The organism is Pontimicrobium sp. MEBiC06410 (assembly GCF_053601615.1).
In genome coordinates, this window is sequence record NZ_JBSHNT010000133.1 from 34,207 (window position 1) to 55,435 (window position 21,229).

Annotated in this window: 15 protein-coding genes; 8 read left to right on the plus strand and 7 right to left on the minus strand. The window is 31.8% G+C overall.

The features are described from left to right. The first annotated feature begins 49 nt into the window (after nt 1–49). The 4 genes from ACVC08_RS02685 (at nt 50) to ACVC08_RS02700 (ending at nt 3,770) form a co-directional block, all read left to right on the plus strand. Nucleotides 50–1,012, plus strand: a complete 963-nt coding sequence (locus ACVC08_RS02685; protein WP_452600904.1) for an alpha/beta fold hydrolase — start codon at nt 50–52, stop codon at nt 1,010–1,012. Between the two features lie 159 nt (nt 1,013–1,171). Beyond that, nucleotides 1,172–1,324, plus strand: a complete 153-nt coding sequence (locus ACVC08_RS02690) for a hypothetical protein (protein WP_452600905.1) — start codon at nt 1,172–1,174, stop codon at nt 1,322–1,324. Between the two features lie 425 nt (nt 1,325–1,749). Next, nucleotides 1,750–2,844 (plus strand): biotin synthase BioB, encoded by a 1,095-nt coding sequence (bioB, locus tag ACVC08_RS02695; RefSeq protein ID WP_452597605.1) that lies wholly within the window; start codon nt 1,750–1,752, stop codon nt 2,842–2,844. A gap of 71 nt (nt 2,845–2,915) precedes the next feature. After that, a complete protein-coding gene (locus ACVC08_RS02700) occupies nt 2,916–3,770 on the plus strand; it encodes a cupin-like domain-containing protein (protein ID WP_452597606.1) in 855 nt (284 codons plus the stop codon). Nucleotides 3,771–3,773: 3 nt separating this feature from the next. Here ACVC08_RS02700 and ACVC08_RS02705 read toward each other — a convergent pair whose 3' ends face one another. After that, entirely contained in the window at nt 3,774–4,250 is a 477-nt protein-coding gene (locus tag ACVC08_RS02705) for a regulatory protein RecX (protein ID WP_452597607.1), read from the minus strand. Between the two features lie 277 nt (nt 4,251–4,527). Here ACVC08_RS02705 and ACVC08_RS02710 point away from each other — a divergent pair, with 277 nt between their 5' ends. Further along, complete coding sequence (locus ACVC08_RS02710) at nt 4,528–7,818, plus strand: IPT/TIG domain-containing protein (protein WP_452600906.1); 3,291 nt, start codon at nt 4,528–4,530, stop codon at nt 7,816–7,818. 31 nt (nt 7,819–7,849) lie between these two features. On the opposite strand, the gene ACVC08_RS02715 is transcribed toward ACVC08_RS02710, so the two are convergent. The 3 genes from ACVC08_RS02715 to porZ are packed head-to-tail and all read right to left on the minus strand — an operon-like array spanning nt 7,850 to nt 13,333. Beyond that, the gene (locus ACVC08_RS02715) at nt 7,850–10,279 is read right to left on the minus strand and encodes a TonB-dependent receptor (protein WP_452597609.1); all 2,430 of its coding nucleotides are present in this window, start codon (nt 10,277–10,279) and stop codon (nt 7,850–7,852) included. Further along, entirely contained in the window at nt 10,263–10,982 is a 720-nt protein-coding gene (gene recO / locus ACVC08_RS02720) for a DNA repair protein RecO (protein ID WP_452600907.1), read from the minus strand. The genes ACVC08_RS02715 and recO overlap by 17 nt, the downstream gene beginning before the upstream one ends. After that, complete coding sequence (gene porZ, locus ACVC08_RS02725; RefSeq protein ID WP_452600908.1) at nt 10,982–13,333, minus strand: type IX secretion system anionic LPS delivery protein PorZ; 2,352 nt, start codon at nt 13,331–13,333, stop codon at nt 10,982–10,984. Before porZ ends, recO begins: the two co-directional genes overlap by 1 nt. Nucleotides 13,334–13,418: 85 nt before the next feature. Between porZ and ACVC08_RS02730 the strand changes: the two genes are divergently transcribed. Further along, a complete protein-coding gene (locus tag ACVC08_RS02730; RefSeq protein WP_452600909.1) occupies nt 13,419–14,846 on the plus strand; it encodes an MBOAT family O-acyltransferase in 1,428 nt (475 codons plus the stop codon). Nucleotides 14,847–14,848: 2 nt separating this feature from the next. Further along, nucleotides 14,849–15,943, plus strand: coding sequence for an alginate O-acetyltransferase AlgX-related protein (locus tag ACVC08_RS02735; protein ID WP_452600910.1), 1,095 nt, complete (start codon nt 14,849–14,851; stop codon nt 15,941–15,943). A gap of 50 nt (nt 15,944–15,993) precedes the next feature. Here the strand turns inward: ACVC08_RS02735 and gdhA are convergent, their stop codons facing one another. Further along, complete coding sequence (gene gdhA / locus ACVC08_RS02740; RefSeq protein WP_452600911.1) at nt 15,994–17,337, minus strand: NADP-specific glutamate dehydrogenase; 1,344 nt, start codon at nt 17,335–17,337, stop codon at nt 15,994–15,996. A 218-nt stretch (nt 17,338–17,555) separates the two neighbouring features. On the opposite strand from gdhA, the gene ACVC08_RS02745 reads away from it, so the two are divergent. Then, nucleotides 17,556–18,377, plus strand: a complete 822-nt coding sequence (locus tag ACVC08_RS02745; protein WP_452600912.1) for a THC0290_0291 family protein — start codon at nt 17,556–17,558, stop codon at nt 18,375–18,377. 81 nt (nt 18,378–18,458) lie between these two features. Here ACVC08_RS02745 and ACVC08_RS02750 read toward each other — a convergent pair whose 3' ends face one another. After that, nucleotides 18,459–19,205, minus strand: a complete 747-nt coding sequence (locus ACVC08_RS02750; protein WP_452599487.1) for a succinate dehydrogenase/fumarate reductase iron-sulfur subunit — start codon at nt 19,203–19,205, stop codon at nt 18,459–18,461. A 10-nt stretch (nt 19,206–19,215) separates the two neighbouring features. Further along, on the minus strand, nt 19,216–21,228 hold the full coding sequence (locus ACVC08_RS02755; RefSeq protein WP_452600913.1) for a fumarate reductase/succinate dehydrogenase flavoprotein subunit: 2,013 nt from the start codon (nt 21,226–21,228) through the stop codon (nt 19,216–19,218). Between the last annotated feature and the right edge of the window lies 1 nt (nt 21,229).

Here is a 21,229-nt window from a genome sequence, read left to right on the forward strand (position 1 = left end):
TTTCTTATTTTTATATTTAAAATCAACATTTATATTATTTATAGCCATTATGAAACTTCTATTTAAACTTCTTTTTACATTACTAATAACAAGCACTTCTCTTTACGCACAACAAGACCCTAATATTTTTGATCTATTTGAATCTAAATTCTATACTATAGATGGTTATAAAATTAACGTAGAAACTAAGGGTTCTGGAGATCCTATTTTCTTTTTACCAGGAGGCCCAGGCAATTCTCACGATTACATGCAAGGTAATTTTGGACAGTATTATAAAACAAACACTGTAGTCTTTTTCGATTTTTTAGGACGTGGAAAAAGTGATAATGCAAAAGACCCTTCAGAATATTCTGTAGAGAACGATGTAGAACTTATAGAAAAGCTTCGCGTACTTTTAAAGTTCGATAAAATATCGTTAGTAGGACACTCTTACGGTACTGTTCCTGCACAGGCTTACAGTATTAAATACCCAGACAATGTAGACAAAATGGTACTTATAAGCGGTTTTCATAGCGGTGCTATGTGGCAAGCTAATTGCGATAGTTATAACCATTATGCAAAAACACATTTTCCAGAAAAATGGAAAAAGGTAGATTCTCTTCGTGCTTTGGGTTACCTCTCTAGTGATAAAGAGTTAGCTAAAGTTTATGGTAATTTCCCAACAAAATATATTTACTACCATAATACAACGCTGAAACAAAATGCTCCAAAATATAAGTATAGAGGTTGGGCAAACGATGTTTATGTAGCCATCATAGGAAAAGATGGTGATTTTGATGTCTCTGGGAGTATGATTAATCAAGATTACAGAAAGCAACTTAAAAACGTAAAAGCAAAAACATTAATTATTGCGGGACGATACGATGGGGTGTCTACTCCAGAATTTGCTGTACAGTATAAAACGTTTATGCCTCAAGCTCAATTTGTAATGTTCGAACAGAGCGCTCACAACCCCTATTTAGAGGAACCAAAAAAGTTTTATAAGCTGTTTGATACATTTATAAATAAATAAAAACTTCTATAATAAAGTAATGAGACTGTTATACAATATATCCTAATAGATTCTATGTATTGCTTATTATTAACCTAGAATTATAAGCTTACCGTAACTTATTGATTATTAATTATTTTATTAACTTAGGTCTATTATTAATCTTTAAAAATTGTTACCATGTTAAAAACCATTTCAAACTTAGGAAAAACCTTAAACAAGTTAGAACAAAAACGCATTAACGGAGGAGGAGGTTGCCCAGATGGAGAATGTGTAAATACTAGCGGAGGCTGTACAAATCCTGAAATTTCTCTTAATTACGATTGTGCTTAATATTTTTATAGCCCTCTTAATTGAGAGCTTTTTTTAAACGCAATACCTCGTTTTAAAAAACAAAAAAAGATTATTTGATTGTCCGTTTTGTGTGATAATACTAATTATGGCGTCATGTTGAACTTGTTTCTGCATCGCATAACACCTAAAAACAGAGATGCTTCATGGTGAGAACCTGAAACAAGTTCAGGTTAACGGTAAACTTTATGATTGACACATATATTCTGTAAAGATTATTAATGACCCTTAAAACAAGGGTATAGCATTGTGTAAGAATCACTCCTAACAGTCCTATTTTAAAATAAAAAAGACACTTTTAAAATAAACCTAGCAATTGTAAAATTATTAAATGTTGATATTTTAGATACAACAACGTCAAACTTTAAATGTATATAGTTATTTTTGTCTGCAAATAGTATCATTTTATGAGTGAGATAAGACACAATTGGACTAAGGAGCAAATTCTAGATATTTATAATAAGCCATTAATGGACCTGCTTTACGAAGCAGCAACAATACATCGCTTACACCACGACCCAAATACGGTTCAGGTAAGTACATTATTATCTATAAAAACAGGAGGTTGTCCAGAAGACTGTGGTTATTGCCCACAAGCTGCGCGTTATCATACCGATATAGAAGGGAACGATTTAATGAATGTACAGCAAGTAAAAGCACAAGCTTTACGCGCTAAATCCTCTGGAAGTTCTCGTGTTTGTATGGGAGCCGCATGGCGTAATGTAAAAGATGGTGAAGAGTTCGATCAAGTTTTAGAAATGGTTCGTACTATTAACAAACTAGATATGGAAGTATGTTGTACTTTAGGAATGCTTACAGAAAACCAAGCACAACGTTTAGCCGAAGCTGGATTATATGCTTATAACCATAATTTAGATTCTTCTGAAGAGTATTATAAAGAAGTTATTTCTACACGTGGTTACGAAGATCGTTTAAATACTATTGATAATGTACGTAAAACTAATGTAACCGTTTGTTCTGGAGGAATTATTGGTATGGGAGAAAAAATAGAAGATAGAGCAGGCATGTTAGTTGCCTTATCTACTTTAGATCCTCAGCCAGAATCTACACCAATTAACGCCTTAGTTGCTGTAGAAGGTACACCTTTAGAAGAGCAACAACCAGTGTCTATATGGGAAATGGTACGTATGGTAGCCACTACACGTATTGTTATGCCAGAAACTCAAGTACGATTAAGTGCTGGTAGAACACAAATGAGCCGCGAAGGACAAGCAATGTGTTTCTTTGCTGGAGCAAATTCTATTTTTGCAGGAGACAAACTATTAACAACACCAAATCCTGATGTAAATGAGGATATGAAAATGTTTGAGTTACTAGGTTTAAATCCGCAAAAACCATTTACCAAAAAGACACAACCACAAACTGTAGAAGCATCGGACTCTGAATATGAAGCTTTAGGAGAAAAACCTAAATGGTCTCGTCCAGAGCATAAAATTGAGAGAAACGAAATTGCAAAACAAAAAGCAAAAGCTGTTAAATAAAGCCAAAAAATAACATACTTTTTTTGAAAATTACAGCGTTTTTATAACTTTATACGCTAAACTTTCATCATTTGAAATTAAATCTTCAAGATATTCCTCGCGTAAAAACAATACGGAAAGAGGATTTTATAAAGCATTATTTTAAGCCGCAGAAACCTGTGGTAATAGAACGTTATATAGAAGATTGGCCAGCATATTCTAAATGGAGTTTAGAGTACATGAAATCTATTGCGGGAGATAAAACAGTACCGTTATACGATGATAGACCCGTAGACTATAAAGATGGGTTTAACGAGCCACATGCTACAATGAAAATGAGCGAGTATGTAGATTTATTAAAAAGCAAACCAACTAAGTATCGCATTTTTCTTTGGAATATTTTAAAAGAGGTACCAATGCTTCAAAAAGACTTTTCTTTTCCAGATTTTGGATTGCGTTTAATGAAAGGATTACCTATGCTCTTTTTTGGCGGAAGAGATTCACATACGTTTATGCATTACGATATTGACCTAGCCAATATCTTTCATTTTCATTTTGAAGGCAAAAAACAATGTATTCTTTTCGACCAAAAACAAAGCAAATATTTATATAAAATTCCACACTCTTTAATTGTTAGGGAAGATATCGATTTTTCTAATCCAGATTTCGAAAAATGGCCAGCTTTAAAGCATGCTAAAGGTTGGGTTTGCGAATTAAATCATGGAGAAGTTTTATACATGCCTGAAGGGTATTGGCATTACATGAAATATGTTACTCCAGGTTTTTCTATGAGTCTTCGTGCTATAGCTAGACACCCTAAAACATTAAGCAAAGCAATTTATAATGTATTTATAATGCGTAATCTAGATAACCTTATGCGTCGCATTAAAGGTCAAAAATGGATAGATTGGAAAAACGAACAAGCCATTATAAGAACACATAAATAATTATTATTTAATTAGTTCATTAGCTTTTTCGTAAACTAAATACGACTCCCAACCTCTGTATAATAAATAATCTATAAGTTTCTTTTTTTTCTTATACTTATCTGTTTCTTTTATTAAACTTGCTCTTTTTTCGGCTAAACTATTAAAACTTGCTATGTAATCGTCGTCGCTAATTTCTTTAAACGCAATATCTATATTTGCTTTAGAAATTGCTTTCCTTTTTAACTCCATAAGCAAACGTCCTTTACCCCATTTTTTGGTATTAAATTTACCTCTAACAAAAGCTTTTGCAAAACGTTCCTCATTAAGAAAATTATGCTGTAATAAATGTACTATAATGTCATCTATAGCTTCAGGAATCATATTCATCCCTTTTAATTTTTCTTGTACTTCTTTATGACAACGCTCCTGGTAAGCACAATAATGCTCTAATTTTCTTTTTGCTTCTTCTACCGTAAATGTTTTATTGTTTTGATACATTTATATAACTCTTGCTTTTTTAGCCTAAAAAACGAAGATACAATTCAACTCATAATTTCAAAGATTAAAAAAATGAATTATATCATTTCATCGAAAACAAATTAAATTAATTTAAAATACTCTGTATTCTTTATATATTTGAAAATCAATATTTACAAGGAGACAGTGTTGTTGTAATTAAATAAATGTGCAGTTAATTTTTTACAAAAAAGCTTTACCATAAATACACCACTCCCCTTATACTCTGTTTTTTGTAAAGTATTAATACCCCAATATCATGTATAATAATAAAACCCTACTTTTTATTATCACAGTTTTGTGTGCAATAAATTTTAGTTATTCCCAATGTTTAACAGATAATTTTAACTCTGGTTATGGTAACTGGACAGGCACAGGAACATACCAAAATGGAGCAGCAGGAAGAACAGGAAATGGTACTGGTTTTAACTCTACAGGAGATAATATAATTACCAATGCTATACTAACAAATCCACAGACATTAACACTTTGGTTAGCCAGAACTTCATCTACAGACAATAGAACTTTAAGTATAGAATATTCAACGAGCAATACCGGTCCATGGACTTCTGCTAGAGACGTTCTTGTAAGTGAAGTTACTACAACGCATGAAGAGTTTACTGTAAATTTAGATTTAGTTGGCGACTTTTATTTAAGAATAGCCATGACACAAAGAGTTGGAGGGTCTTATTATTTAGACGATATAAACGTAATATGTGGTATCTCTTGTACTCCAACACATTCTATTACCAATTTTTCTCCAACATCTGGCCCAGAGCTAACACATGTAACTATTACCGGGGCTGGTTTTTCGGCGATGTCTACAGTAAATTTTAATGGTGTTTCTGCAAATGTAACTTTTATTAATAGTACAACATTAATTGCCGAAGTCCCAACTGGAGCTTCAACAGGAGTTATTACTATTACAGAAAGTGGTTGCGATGTGGATACGACATCTAACTTTAGCATTTTAGCAGACAATTGTGGATCTGGAGGTATCTCGGCAAGTTTTACAGGGCTTATGTTTTCTGGTGTTTATGACGATCAAACCGATTCTTGCCATTATATAGAACTATTAAACCCAACTGCTTCAGCTATAGATTTATCAACTTACATTATTGGAGTTGACAATAATTTCACGTTAGGCTCAACCCCACCAACTTCTGGATTTAATTTAAATATGCCCTTATCTGGAACAATACTGGCTGGCGAAACACTTATGATTAGATTAAGTTCTTCTGGAGCTTGTACTAGTTGTGCTACAATATCTCCAGATTTATCTTTTACTGGTGGTGGCCTTAATGATGAAGACCGTTTAGTATTAGTTAATAGTGGTACGGCTGAAGATGTGTGGCAAAATCACTCTAATCCTGGAGCAGGATTTAATGTTGGTTATGTTTATACAAGAAATAATACTGCCAACGCACCAACTACAACCTTTAGTTTATCCAATTGGGATTCTGACGGTAATGAAGATTGCTTTGGGTTTGAAATATCTACAGTTACCTCACCTACTATAACACTTCAACCCTTAGATGTTGATGATTGCGACACAGCCTCTTTTAATCTTTCTATAACTGCTGGAGGTACAGGAACACTTTCGTACCAATGGAAGTATAATGATGGAAACTCAGTAGGTTGGACAGACGTTATGAGTACAACATTTTCTCCTGGTGTAGTAACAGGAGAAACGACTTCAAATCTATCTATATTTGGCTTTAATTTAGATGGTTATCAATTTTATTGCGAAATTACAGAAACTGGTACTTGTAGTATAGCTACTGATGCTGTTCAAGTAACAATGCCATTTACAACCTGGGATGGCGCTTCATGGTCTAATGGTATTCCAGATAGTAATACCATGGCTATTATTAATGGTGGATACGATACAAGTAGTAACGGTAGCTTTACTGCTTGCTCATTAATTGTGAATGCAAATACAGGTTCTGGACCTGAATACCGATTAAATATTGCAAATAATACTTATGTAGAGATTGAAAATAATGCTACCGTAGATGGAGAGCTATATGTACAAACACAAGGTGCTTTTGTTCAAAATAACAATAATTCAGGATTTAATTTAACGTCTACAGGAACTGCTTTAGTTAACAAAAGTACAACGCCTTTAAATAGCGTATACGATTATACATATTGGAGTTCTCCCATTCAAAATGCGATGATACAAGATGCGTTAGCATTTGCAAACCCCAATAGACGCTATTGGTTTAATGCTGCTAATTTTTTAGATGTTCTTGTAGAAATAGATAATACTAATACCTATACTACAGGAGCAGATGGCATTGATGATGATGGAAATGCTTGGACGTTAATTACAGATGGAACAGATATCATGTCTCCTGGTTTAGGCTATGCTTCTATGCATACACCAATTGGGTTTATTGCTGGCACACAATATACTTATACTTTTTCTGGTTCATTTAATACTGGAATTGTAAACACTCCAATTTCATATAATGGTGCTAATGGGGATGAAGACTGGAATCTTATAGGAAACCCTTACCCTTCTGCGATAGATGCAAATGCTTTTTTAACTAATAATTCGTCAATTATTGGTGGTGCTGCATATTTATGGTCGCAAAATACTGCTGCAGATAGTAACACTAGTGGTAACCAAAATTACAATTTTTCGCAAGACGATTATGCTATTATAACCAATGGTAGTGGCAATACTGCTGGTGGAGATATGATTATACCAAATAATTATATTCCCTCTGGACAAAGTTTCTTTGTTCAGGGCTTGTCTAACGCCAATGTTGTTTTTGATAATAGTATTAGAATGGCAGACGAAACTAGTAATGGGCAATTTTTTAGAGCCAACGAAAACACTAATAGATTATGGGTTAATCTAACATCTGATAATGGTGTTTTTAATCAAGTATTAATAGCTTATGTAAATGGGGCAACCGATGGAAGAGATAGTGTTTCTTATGATGCTAGAAGAAGTATCTACAACCAAAATGCTGCGGTAATTTATACAGAAATTGAAAATGATACTGACCGCTTTGCTATACAGGGTAAAGCTCCCGAAAGCTTAACACTTGAGGAAACCATTCCACTAGGTTTTGAAACTGCAATTACCGTCCCAACAATATACTCTTTATCTATAGCTAGAATTGAGGGTGACTTTATGACTTCAAATACAATATACCTAAAAGATAATATATTGAACATTATTCATAATTTATCTGATTCGGAATATACATTTACCTCACTTGAAGGGAATTACAATAGTCGTTTTCAAATTATTTTTAATATTGAAACGTTATCTGTAGATGAATTTGAAACGAATTCAAATTCAATATCTATTATAGAGCTTGATAATGATGTTATAGAAATTGAAGCAACAGATAATTTAAAAATAAAAGCTGTTAAAATAATAGATGCTTTAGGTAGACCTTTATATTTTATAAAGGGACAAAATAAGAATGTAATAACATTTTCTCTATCAAATCTTAATCAAGCACTATATTTAGCACAAATAGAATTATCTAATGGAAAAATAATAACCAAAAAAGCTATTAAAAAATAGACTTGAGTTTTATAGTGTTATTTAGATGTATTTATATACCATATTTTAACGACACTATTAAATTGCGCCCAGGAGCAGATATGCCAGAGGAGTACGTTCTATAACGCTGATCTGTAATATTTTCTATGCTTGCGGTTAAGGATACCGAATCATTTAACTGATACTGCGTTCTTAAGTTTAGTGTATACCAAGATGGTGAATATGGGTTTCCATCTTCATCTAGAGCATAGATATAATCCTTTTCTCTTTCGGATGGTGCTAATTGATTAAATGATAATGCATTATTATAATTAATAAACGCATCTGTTTTAAACTTGTCATTGTGCCATACAAAATGTGTATTCCCAAAATTAGGAGCCACATGCCTTACCGGTACTTCTACACCATCATTATCTTCTGTACCTCCAATAATATTATACTGTGAGGTTAGCTTTAAATTTTTAGAAAAATTAACTTTTATTCCTGCTTCAAAACCGTATATCCACGATTTAGAAGCGTTTTGAATGGATTGTACATTACTTATTTCGCCATCATAGAGTATACTTGTTTCTCCATTTAAATTGCCGTTTTTTCTTACTAAAGCATTATTTAAATACGTATAATATGTTGCTGTATCAAAAACAATAATATCATCAAAATTTAATGTTAGCCCTAACTCTCCTCCATAGGCATACTCATGCTTTAAAGATTCATTAGGTACTACTACCGAGCCTGGTTCAGAATCAAATACTTTTCCAATATCATCTATATTAGGCGCTCTAAATGCCGAAGAAAAGTTTAAGCGCCACTGTAAAGTTTTACTTGGTAACCAACTTACTCCTGCTGTACCTGTTAAAGCTCCAGAAGTATTTTTTGAAGCGCTAAATGGTAAGTCTAAAAATCTATTGTTTTCTGAGAAGTCTGCTCTAGAGTCTACATTGTTAAATCGTAATCCAGACTGAAATACAAATTTAGGGTTGGGTTTGTATTTTATATTCGCATAAATGGCTGCAGATTGCCATGTTGAACCATTTGGATACCTTGTTACTGCATCTGTAGTTTCGTTTGTTGTAATATCTTCTGTTTTAGCTTGCGATGCTATTTTGTTATAAACATATTCTAACCCATAGAATACTTTTATTTTAGGGCTTAATGTTTTTTCTAGATCTAAATTAAACGATAAAGCATTAACGGATTCTTCTCTTACTCTTCTGTTTGTAGACTGAAAATTCCTGTCTACTCTGCTTTCTTTAAAGTTTTGGTAAGCTGCTGTTGCTTTTATTTTATCATATAGATTAGAGTTACTACTTAGTTTAGTAGCATTTAAATTAGTCATAAACCATTTTTGAGGTCCATAATACCATTCTGCTGAACGTAATTGGTCTCCTCTATAGCGAATTAATCTATCATATCTAGGGTTATCGGATGTAGCTGTATAATATACTCCCAAGTCTAAACTAAGATTATTTTCTGGTTCAAACCTAACCTTTTGCATAAGGTTAATTTGATCATAACCAGAAAAACGTTGAACTAAGGGGTTATTATTTTCTACAATAGTATCTTCATTATTATTTGTAATAACAAATTCTGGTCTCAAATAATCTATTGGACCATGTTTTCCCATTCTTAAGTCGTTAAATGAAGTGTAACTTAAGTTAGTTAAGAATGCCCATTTTTTCAATCCAAAATTAAAACCTAAATGCCCTGTTTTTTCTTCACTAGCAGTAGCATATCTTAACACACTATTTGCTTTAATGTATGTAGAGTCTGAATACGATAATTGTGGTTTTTCTGTAAAGAAACTCATAACACCTCCTATGGCATCACTTCCATAAATAACTGAGCTTGGTCCTAGTATAACTTCTGTGTTCTTAATAGAAAAAGGATCTATAGATATAACATTTTGTAAATTTCCGCCTCTAAATATAGCATTGTTCATTCTTACACCATCTACAGTAATTAATAATCTATTAGTAGAAAACCCTCTTATCATTGGGCTACCACCTCCTAGTTGGCTTTTTTGAACATATATTTGCCCCGTAGATTCTAATAAATCTGCACTCGTCTGTGGGTTATTAAATGCGATTGTTTTTGCATTTATACTTGTTATTGTTTTTGGAATATCTCTTTTATTTTGTTTAAATTTATAAGCAGAAACAACCACTTCTTTTAAACCTTGAGTATCTGGGTCTAGATAAATAACGTTTTTATTCAATTTAGATTTAACGATATTTTTTAACTGAAATGTAATATGTTTTATGGATAAGGTTTCATCCTCATCAAAAATATCAAGAGATACGTTTCCATTAATATCACTTACAACACTTTTTGTTTTATCTGTGTTAAAAATTGCAGCGCCAATTACTGGTTCTTTTGTTATTTTATTTAAAACTTTAATATTTTGAGCTTGGGTTATTGTTATTGCTAATACAAACAACCAAAAACTAAAAAAATAGGCTTTATTTTTAATTGAAAACTTCATTAAATATCTGTAAAGATTTAGGCTTTTTAAAACTGCCCAAATGTAATTCAAAATAAAGTAAAATTAAACTTAAAAACGACTGTCTTTGTTTTGAGTTTATTTTCACCTCTTCTAAAGCATCAAATGTTATGCCTAACAGTTGTTTTAACAGTGTTAAATTTTCCCCAAAAACACAATATTTACTCTCATTTACCAACTGAAATTCTCCATCTCTTAAATTAAAAAACGGTGCTTCGATTTCTGTTTTATCTGGATAAAAACCAAGGTGTTTGGTAAGGTTTAATAAAAATAGCAGGTGGAAGTTAGCATAATTATCATTCATATCTAACCACTGTAAGGTCGCCTCTAGATAATTATATAGGGTATCGTTCTGTTCTTCTTCTTGAAGAGATGTAGACAATACTTCTGCTAAAAACATAACAATAGAACTTTTTAACACATTTGTGTGTAAACTATTATATAAGTAATTGTTTTTAACTTCTTTTATGTATTGTAATGATCTTTTTGATTTATGATCCGTTACAATCTGTAATTGAGATAACAACTGAAAGTAAGCCATTTTAGAATGCCCCTTTTTAGATTTAAAAATGCCTTTCAATAAATAACTTACTACACCTTCTTTTTGAGTGTAACATTTTATAATTAAATCACTATCTCTGTATCTTATTTTAGAAAGAACTATTGCATTTGTGGTGGAAAACATTACCTAACAATCATTACTTTTAAAACTTTCGTTTCAAACGAATCTAAATCAGAAATTAAAACAAGATAGACTCCTGAAGCTACTATTCTATCTGCCAAATTCTTTCCATTCCATAAAGCGGTTCCGCCATCTATTTCTAAATTATACCCTCTAAATTTTGAGTTTGTTCTAGACTCTGCTTCTGTAACTAAATTACCTTCAATATCTGTAATTTTTATATTTACATTATCTGTAAGTCCTTTTATTTTAACCTTATCCTCGGTTATATTAAATGCAGGCCTAACTGGATTTGGATATACATAAGCACTAGTAAGTGTTTCTTCAGGCTTTGATGTATCTGATTTAAATGCTACTAAACCTTTTTCTGTTGCAAAGTAAACAACACCATTGGTACCATCTATAGCCACATCCAACACATCATTTGAAGGTAATGGGGAATTGTTTTTTGTAAAATGAAATATAGTTTCCTGTCCATCTGATGATAGGTAATAGACTCCTGTATCTAGAGTAGATATCCATTTATTATTAGAACCATCGACTTCTATGTCCGTTATATACTGCTGGAACAAAAGTTCTCTTGGAATACCATCATCTAGTATTATAATATCTGATGGTTGATAAGCTGGGTCATCAAAAAATTCCGATGGATTATTAATAACTCTCAACCCACTATCTGTTCCTACCCATACTTGATTTTGCCTATCGACTTCTACAGCCCATACTTTTTGAGAAGGCATATTTAACTCTATATCTTCAATAAATTTTAAATCTCCATTGGACTCATCAAAACCTATAATACCATAATTAAGACTTCCAATAAAAACCTTACCATCATCTGTAAAGGATAAATCTGAAAACCCTAAATTACTGGTTCTAGGGTTAATAATATCTAACAAACTATAATCTGTCCAAGTCCCATCATTAAACTTATTTAAACTTGTATCTACACGTCCATTCATTACCCATAAGGCTCCATCTTTATCAAAATGACTTGCTAAGCTTAAATGTAATGCTCCTGCAAAAGGAATAATAGTACTGTTGTCTTGATTGTAAAGTGTTATTTCCTCTGGAGTAATTTCTAATATTCCTTTAAAATAAGAACTTACAAAAACTTTATTGCTAAAAGGATCTATAGAAAGGTAAGATAAATACCATGGGTTTGGCACATTGACATTTAAGCTATCGTATGTTATATTATTCCACTCTTCATTTATTAAACGACTAATACCAGAACGTCTTATTCCTCCATTAAAATTATAGGTCACAGAATGTCCGCCATGCACGCCCCAAACTTGTCCAGATTGAGTTTCAATTTGAAAAAATTTATTCTTTAAAGGGCTTTCTGGGTGAATTTCTTCAAATACAGTTGTATCATTAAAATTTGCTTTTAAAAGACCATAACCTGGTTTTCCCAAAACATCTATAGATTTCGTACCTATATATAAGTCTTCATTATCTCCAATTATTGATTTTGTGTAATCTGTTACAAATTCAGCACTTTCACCAGCACTTGCTATTTCTGTAAAGTCTTCAGAATATACAAAAGCATTTTTCTTTGTGGTTACAACTAGTTTATCATTTACACTTATAAACCCTGAAACATGATCTGGATAAGTTGCCTTTACAACGAAACCAGAAGTTACAATCTCAAAAACTTTTTTATTTGTAGCTGCTGTGTATAATTTTTCTCCAACCCTTTGTATTCCTATAAAGTTACCTAAACTAAGGTTAGTCCATTCTTGAAAATTAATTAAGTTAGGGTTATTAATTAAAGCTCTAAATATTCTAACTTCTGATGCCACATATATAAATTCTCCAAAAATTGCTGTTTGATTTACCTTTAATTGTGAACCTCCCGCTCCTATAAAATAAGTATCTCCAAATTCTAAATTTTCTATATCATATACAGATATTCCAAAACCAGTAGAAATATATGCATAATCATTGTAAATCATAAAATGATTGATCCGCTTATCGTTTGGCGGTATTGTTGGTTTTTCTAATATATCTATTACAGAAGTAAATTCTTTATTAGATTCGCTATAAATTTGTATTAATCCGTTTTCAAAACCTATTAATATTATCCCCTTCTCTTCAATATACTTAATAGCAGAAATATTTTCGCCAGATAGTCCATTTATAGTTGAAAGGCGTTCAATTTCGTTAGTACTTGTATCATAAATAAAAACAGCATTCTCTGATGCTCCAAGAATCTTATTAGATCCTTTAGAAACATCTACAATATCTAAATAGGAAAAGTGCCCTACCCATGAATCAGAAAAATCTTGCCCAGTTACTAATTGGGATAGTGTTATAAAAATTATAACTAAAACTGTTTTTAACCTTTTCATTTATTGAAGACTTCTACGTTTTAAGTAAAAACCAAAAATACTATATTTTATTGTATTTTGGCTATTATAAATTTTAAAACCACTTATGCTATTTAGTAGTCCTATTTTTTTATTTCTATTTTTACCACTTACCTTATTTATATATTATATAGCGCCAAAAAAGGTTAAAAACTTTATTTTATTAAGTTTAAGTTTAAGTTTTTATACTTGGGGAGAAAAAGAGCTAGTTATTTTAATTATACTTTCTGCTTTAATAGATTTTTCTGCAGGACTCATTATAAATTATGGTAAACGTAAATTAGGGCTTATTTTATCCATAATATTTAATTTATCTATTCTTTTCTACTTTAAATATTCAGATTTTGTTTTCTCTAATTTGGTTGAAATACTTCAAAATTTCAATATAGAATCGTTAACAGCAAATCGTTTTGCTAATGTTGTTTTACCTCTAGGGATTAGTTTTTATACTTTTCAAACCATGTCTTATACTATAGATGTATATAGAGGTGATGTTAAAGCGAATAAAAACTTTATAGATTTTGCTACCTACGTTTCTTTATTCCCACAATTAATTGCCGGCCCTATAGTAAGATATTCACATATTGAAAAAGAAATTAAAAACAGAACAGTTAGTTATAAACTATTTTCTGAAGGTATTGAACGTTTTATTATTGGCTTAGCAAAAAAAATGATTATAGCTAATAATTGTGCTTTTTTGGTTGATGGGATTTTTAATATGCCTACCAGCGAATCTTCTGCTTTAATTACTTGGCTAGGTGTTATTGCTTATAGTTTTCAAATTTATTTTGATTTTTCTGGTTATTCAGATATGGCTATTGGTTTAGGTAAAATGTTTGGTTTTAATTTTCCTGAGAATTTTAATTACCCATATATTTCTAAATCTATTCAAGAGTTTTGGAGACGTTGGCACATTACACTTTCTAGTTGGTTTAAAGATTATTTATATATTCCTTTAGGGGGCAATAGAAAAGGGCCTTTAAGAACTTATTTTAATTTATTTTTTGTGTTTTTTGTAACTGGCCTATGGCATGGAGCAAGTTGGACCTTTGTTATATGGGGCATGTCTCATGGTTTATTTATTGTCCTAGAAAAATTAGGGTTAAAAAAAGAATTAAATAAGTTAGGAGCTACAATCTCTTTAATATATACGTTATTTATTGTAAATATTACTTGGCCTATATTTAGAAGTGACACTATAAGCGAAGCTTTTAATTATATTAAAATGATGTTTAATTTTAAAACAGAAACCAATTACGATTACTTATTTTTCTATTTATCTAAAGAAATTATCATTGTTTTAATATTAGCTATAATTTTCTCTACACCTATACATAGACAGTTAAAAAATTATTTAATAACATTAAATACGTCATCTACAAAGTATAAACTAATAGAAACGTTAAGAATTATTACACTATTTGTTTTGTTAAGTATTAGCTATATTTATATAGCTACAGATTCGTACAACCCATTTATCTATTTTAGATTTTAATAATGAAAAATAACACTCAAAAATTTAAAATTATTATCGCACTGTTTCTATTGGCATTATTAATTCCCAATCTTGTTTTAGTTTTTGGTGTGGAAAAAAATCTAACTAATAATGAAAACAGAAAATTTCAATCTTTTCCCAAGCTAACTATAAAACAACCAATAGTATCCCTAGGGAAATTTAAAAATTACTATTTAGAAAATTTCGGATTAAAAACAACTCTAGTTAATAATTATATTCATTTTAAAGATACTATTCTTGATGAAAACCCTATCCCTAACCGTGTTGTTTCTGGCAAAGAAGACTGGTTGTTTTTAGGAAATCATTTTAATAATGTTTTAAATAATAGTTATGGAAATGATCCTTTTACAGAGAAAGAACTCACAAATACAGTTTCTTACTTAAATAGTGTAAAAAACTATTTTGACGCTAAAAATATTCCTTTTTATTTTGTTGTAGCCCCTGATAAAAATAGAATCTATCAAGAATATTTACCTTATAAGCTAAATCAAAAAGCAACAAAATTAGATGTTTTAAAAACTGTTTTAAAATCTAAAACTAATATCGATATTATAGATTTATCTCCTCCTATTGTAGAAAACAAATCAAAAAACCAATTACTATATTTAAAAACAGATACACATTGGAATTATTATGGAGCGTATGTAGGTTATAATCATATTATGGATGTTATTAACAAAGATCTAATACTTGAGAAAGTAAGACTTGAAGATTTTACAATTACACCCCAAAAGTTTAAAGAGACTTTCGATTTAGCAAAAATGATTAATAAGTCACAACAAGAAACTGCCTTAAAAATAGAAAAGACAGAGCAGTCGAAAACCATATTAGTTTCTAACGCAAATAATAAGCTTCACTACAAAAACTCTTCTAAAAGCTTAAAATTAATGCTTTATAGAGATTCTTTCACCAATGCTTTAATTCCATTTTTTAATGAAGGTTTTGCAGAAGTTATTTACCTTAAAAAGTATACTATTGATAAAAAAGAAATAGAAGCTTTCAAACCAGACATTGTTATCTTCGAAATTATAGAACGTAATATTGATATATTTGCCCAATTACCACCTCTAAATTAAAAAAGCTCCCTAAAAAGGAAGCTTTTTATAATTATTTTAAAGTTTTAGTATTATACTACGCCTTGTGCTAACATGGCGTCTGCTACTTTAACAAAACCAGCAATATTTGCTCCTTTAACGTAATCTACGTTTCCGTCTTTATCTGTACCGTAAGTAACACAAGATTCATGAATATCATTCATGATTTGGTTTAACTTAGCATCAACTTCTTCTCTAGTCCAGTTGTAACGTAATGAGTTTTGACTCATTTCTAATCCAGAAGTTGCAACACCTCCTGCGTTAGATGCTTTACCTGGTGCAAATAATACTTTAGCATTTTGTAATACTTCTATAGCTTCTGGTGTTGTTGGCATATTAGCTCCTTCTGCTACAGCTAAAACATTATTACTTACTAAAGCTTCAGCTTCTTCTTTATTTAATTCATTTTGTGTTGCACATGGCATTGCCACATCGCAATCTACATTCCAAGGTCTTTCTCCTTTATGGAATGTTGCAGAAGAATATGTATCTACATACTCACTAATTCTTCCTCTTTTAACATTTTTAAGCTCCATAATAAACGCTAACTTGTCTGCATCTATTCCATCTTTATCATGGATATAACCAGAAGAATCAGACATTGTAACGACTTTCCCTCCTAATTCAGTTGCTTTTTGGCAAGCATATTGTGCAACGTTTCCTGATCCAGAAATAACAACAGTTTTTCCTTCAAACGAATCATTTTTAGTTGCTAACATATTTTTTGCAAAATATACACAACCGTAACCTGTTGCTTCTGGACGAATTAAAGAACCGCCATAAGACATTCCTTTTCCTGTTAAAACTCCAGTAAACTCATTACGTAATCTTTTATATTGTCCAAACATGTAACCTATTTCTCGCCCTCCAACTCCAATATCTCCAGCTGGTACATCTGTGTTTGCACCTATGTGTCTAAATAACTCACTCATAAATGACTGACAGAAACGCATCACTTCGTTATCACTTTTTCCCTTTGGGTTAAAGTCACTTCCTCCTTTTCCTCCACCCATTGGTAGAGTTGTTAAACTATTTTTAAATACTTGTTCAAAACCTAAAAACTTAAGAATACTTAAGTTTACTGATGGATGAAAACGTAACCCTCCTTTGTAAGGTCCAATTGCAGAATTAAATTCTACTCTAAAAGCTCTGTTTACTTGAGTATTACCATTATCATCTATCCACGGTACTCTAAATATTATTGTACGCTCAGGCTCAACCATACGCTCTAATAACATCTTACCTTGATATTTTGGATTATCTTCAATAAATGGGATTACAGTCTCTGCAACCTCATGAACTGCTTGTAAGAATTCTGGTTCGTTTCCATTTTTTTCTTTTACAAGATCTAAAAATGATTCTATCTTATTTTTCATTTACTTATATGATTATAAATATGATGTATATTATTTTAATACAAATATACATTATCTTTAAAAATTACATTCTTTTTTTTTTAAATTCGCAAAAGTTAATTTTATTGTTAAATAAAATAAAATCAGAAAGAACCGATGCATTTTGTCTATAAAATTTGCTGGTTTATCGGGTTTTTATATATTTGTTTAATTATAAGCCTCTAAATTTGAACCATATCATGCTTAAAGCAAAACAATTAGCATTGCTATTTTTAATCTCCCTAGCCTCCCAAGCTGCTTTTTCTCAGTTAGGGTTTTCTCACGAAATAGGGGTAATAACGGGTCCTGTAGCATTTCAATCCGATTTTGGAGTTCGTAATGACTTTGAAACAAACAAAGGAAACACAGGTATAGGAGTTGGTATTGTACACTATATTAACTTTGCATACAGAGCAGATTGTAATTGTTATACTACTGATAACTTTTTTAATGATCACTTTAAACTTAGAACCGAAATATCTTGGAATAAAACAAAATTAAACCATTTTGGTAAATGGGTTGATGACTCTAGAGGTACTGTTGAAGCTGATCAATTAAGAGGACATGAAGGCGAAGCTAATAATTTTGACATTGGTATGCAGTTAGAATTCTTTCCTTTAAGTATTCGTTCATTTCAAGCATTCGGGTATAAGTTTGCACCTTTTGTAAGTTTAGGAGCTCACTATGTATCTTACAATCCTAAAGTAGCTACTTCTTATGGAAATGGAGACCCAGATAATTTTGCTAACTTCTATAACCCTTGGTATAATACACATCCACAAAATACTATAAATAGTGACTTTCCAGAACCTATAAATGTTGAGTCTGGTAGTACGTGGTCTATAGTATCTAGTGTTGGTGTAAGATATAAAGTAGCACCTCTTGCAGATGTAATGGTAGACTTAAGATGGCAATATTACTTTAGCGACTGGGTCGATGGATTAAATCACCAATTAGATTCTAATAAAAACAATGATTGGTTAGTTTGGTTTAATGTTGGATATATATACTACTTAGATTAAACTAAAAAACATTTTATAATAAAAAGAGGATAAGTTTTAAAACTTATCCTCTTTTTTATGCTTAACAAATAATTATTACAACTATCCTTTTAAAGATGCTGTTAAGTATTCACGGTTCATTCTTGCAATGTTTTCTAACGAAATTCCTTTAGGACATTCTACTTCGCATGCTCCTGTATTTGTACAGTTACCAAATCCTTCTTCATCCATTTGTTTTACCATGTTTAAAACACGGTCTGTAGCTTCTACTTGCCCTTGTGGTAATAATGCAAATTGAGAGACTTTAGCCCCTACAAATAGCATTGCGCTAGAGTTTTTACAAGATGCTACACAAGCTCCACAACCAATACATGTAGCTGCTTCAAATGCTTTATCTGCATCTGCCTTATTAACAGGTATAGCATTTGCATCTATTGTGTTACCTGAAGTATTTACAGATATAAACCCTCCTGCGTGTTGAATACGATCAAAAGCACCTCTGTCTACAACTAAGTCTTTTATTACAGGGAATGCTTTTGCTCTAAATGGCTCTATATAAATAGTATCGCCATCTTTAAACATACGCATGTGTAACTGGCATGTTGTAACACCTCTATCTGGTCCATGTGCTTCTCCATTAATATATAGAGAACACATACCACAAATTCCTTCACGACAATCGTGATCGAATGCTACAGGTTCGTCTCCTTCGTTTATAAGTTGTTCGTTTAAAACGTCTAACATCTCAAGGAAAGACATATCTGGAGATACATCGCTGATTTTATAATCAACCATTTTCCCTTTATCGTTAGCGTTTTTCTGACGCCATATTTTTAACGTTAAATTCATAGTCTTCCTTTTATTTATAACTTCTTTGTTTTAATTCTATATCCTTGAATTCTAATTGCTCTTTATGTAAAACAGCGTCACTAGGTTCTCCTTTATACTCCCATGCTGCTACGTAAGCAAAATCTTCATCATTACGTAAAGCTTCTCCTTTTTGTTCTCCATCTAACTCCACAGAATCCTCTCTAAAGTGACCACCGCAAGATTCTTCTCTGTTTAATGCATCTTTAGCAAACAACTCTCCTAATTCTAAGAAATCTGCTACACGTCCTGCTTTTGCTAATTCTTCGTTTAACTCATCGCTAGAACCTGGTACTTTTACTTCTTTCCAGAATTGTTCTCTTAATGCTTTTATTTCCTGAATCGCTTCAGTTAATCCTTTTACATTTCTAGACATCCCTACTTTATTCCACATAATCTTTCCTAACTTCTTATGGAAATAATCTACAGAATGAGATCCTTCATTATTAATAAAGAAATCAATTTTTGCTCTTACTTCTTTTTCTGCTTCTTCAAATTCTTTCGAATCGGTAGAAATTGGCCCAGTTCTAATATCATCAGATAAGTAATCTCCTATAGTATATGGTAATACAAAATAACCATCTGCTAGACCTTGCATTAATGCAGAAGCTCCTAATCTATTTGCTCCGTGGTCTGAGAAGTTAGCTTCTCCAATACAATATAATCCTGGTACAGTAGTCATTAAGTTATAATCTACCCATACACCTCCCATTGTGTAATGAACTGCTGGATAAATCATCATTGGTGTTTCGTATGGGTTTTCGTCTACGATTTTCTCGTACATTTGAAATAAGTTTCCATACTTATTTTTCACGACTTCTTGCCCTAGCTTTTTAACAAGAGCAGCATCGTTTATATTTAATCCTTTAATTGTTGCTTGTTCTTTACCGTAACGCTGTATTGCTGAAGCAAAATCTAAATAGACTGCTTCACCTGTTGCATTAACACCATAACCTGCATCACATCTTTCTTTTGCTGCACGTGAGGCTACATCACGAGGTACTAAGTTACCAAATGCTGGGTAACGACGCTCTAAATAATAATCTCTATCATCTTCAGCAATTTGTGTTGGTTTTAATGTTTTATTACGAATAGCCTCAACATCTTTCATGTTTTTAGGCACCCATATACGTCCATCATTTCTAAGAGATTCAGACATCAATGTTAATTTAGACTGATGGTCTCCAGAAACCGGAATACATGTTGGGTGAATTTGCGTATAACAAGGGTTTGCAAAGTAAGCACCACGTTTGTGCGCTTTCCATGCTGCTGTAACATTACTTCCCATTGCATTTGTAGATAAGAAGAATACGTTACCATAACCTCCTGTTCCAAGAACTACTGCGTGTGCAGAATGACGTTCTATTTCTCCAGTGATTAAGTTTCGTGTTATAATTCCACGAGCTTTCCCATCAACCTTAACAACATCAAGCATTTCATGACGGTTGTACATTTTTATTTTTCCACGACCTATTTGACGGTTCATGGCAGAATAAGCTCCTAATAATAATTGTTGTCCTGTTTGCCCTGCTGCATAAAATGTTCTAGATACTAAAACCCCTCCAAACGAACGGTTATCTAATAACCCTCCATATTCACGAGCAAAAGGAACACCTTGCGCTACACATTGATCAATAATATTTGCAGATACCTCAGCTAAACGGTATACATTTGCCTCACGAGAACGGTAATCTCCTCCTTTTACAGTATCGTAAAATAATCTGTAAGTAGAATCTCCATCTCCTTGGTAGTTTTTTGCTGCATTAATTCCCCCTTGTGCCGCAATAGAGTGCGCACGTCTTGGAGAATCTTGAAAACAAAATGCTTTTACGTTATATCCTAGTTCTGCTAAAGTAGCTGCTGCAGAACCTCCTGCTAATCCAGTACCAACAACGATAACATCTATGTTTCTTTTGTTAGCTGGATTTACAAGATCAATTTTATTTTTATAATTAGTCCATTTGTCTGCTATTGGACCTTTTGGTGTTTTTGAATCTAAAGCCATA

Excerpts from the sequence above, each read along its gene's own strand:
- recO (WP_452600907.1), bottom strand. The coding sequence starts at position 10,982 with ATGTTTTCCACCACAAATGCAATAGTTCTTTCTAAAATAAGATACAGA.
- ACVC08_RS02690 (WP_452600905.1), top strand. The coding sequence starts at position 1,172 with ATGTTAAAAACCATTTCAAACTTAGGAAAAACCTTAAACAAGTTAGAA.
- ACVC08_RS02745 (WP_452600912.1), top strand. The coding sequence starts at position 17,556 with ATGCTTAAAGCAAAACAATTAGCATTGCTATTTTTAATCTCCCTAGCC.
- ACVC08_RS02710 (WP_452600906.1), top strand. The coding sequence starts at position 4,528 with ATGTATAATAATAAAACCCTACTTTTTATTATCACAGTTTTGTGTGCA.
- ACVC08_RS02735 (WP_452600910.1), top strand. The coding sequence starts at position 14,849 with ATGAAAAATAACACTCAAAAATTTAAAATTATTATCGCACTGTTTCTA.
- ACVC08_RS02750 (WP_452599487.1), bottom strand. The coding sequence starts at position 19,205 with ATGAATTTAACGTTAAAAATATGGCGTCAGAAAAACGCTAACGATAAA.
- ACVC08_RS02715 (WP_452597609.1), bottom strand. The coding sequence starts at position 10,279 with ATGAAGTTTTCAATTAAAAATAAAGCCTATTTTTTTAGTTTTTGGTTG.
- ACVC08_RS02730 (WP_452600909.1), top strand. The coding sequence starts at position 13,419 with ATGCTATTTAGTAGTCCTATTTTTTTATTTCTATTTTTACCACTTACC.
- ACVC08_RS02755 (WP_452600913.1), bottom strand. The coding sequence starts at position 21,228 with ATGGCTTTAGATTCAAAAACACCAAAAGGTCCAATAGCAGACAAATGG.
- gdhA (WP_452600911.1), bottom strand. The coding sequence starts at position 17,337 with ATGAAAAATAAGATAGAATCATTTTTAGATCTTGTAAAAGAAAAAAAT.
- bioB (WP_452597605.1), top strand. The coding sequence starts at position 1,750 with ATGAGTGAGATAAGACACAATTGGACTAAGGAGCAAATTCTAGATATT.
- porZ (WP_452600908.1), bottom strand. The coding sequence starts at position 13,333 with ATGAAAAGGTTAAAAACAGTTTTAGTTATAATTTTTATAACACTATCC.
- ACVC08_RS02685 (WP_452600904.1), top strand. The coding sequence starts at position 50 with ATGAAACTTCTATTTAAACTTCTTTTTACATTACTAATAACAAGCACT.
- ACVC08_RS02705 (WP_452597607.1), bottom strand. The coding sequence starts at position 4,250 with ATGTATCAAAACAATAAAACATTTACGGTAGAAGAAGCAAAAAGAAAA.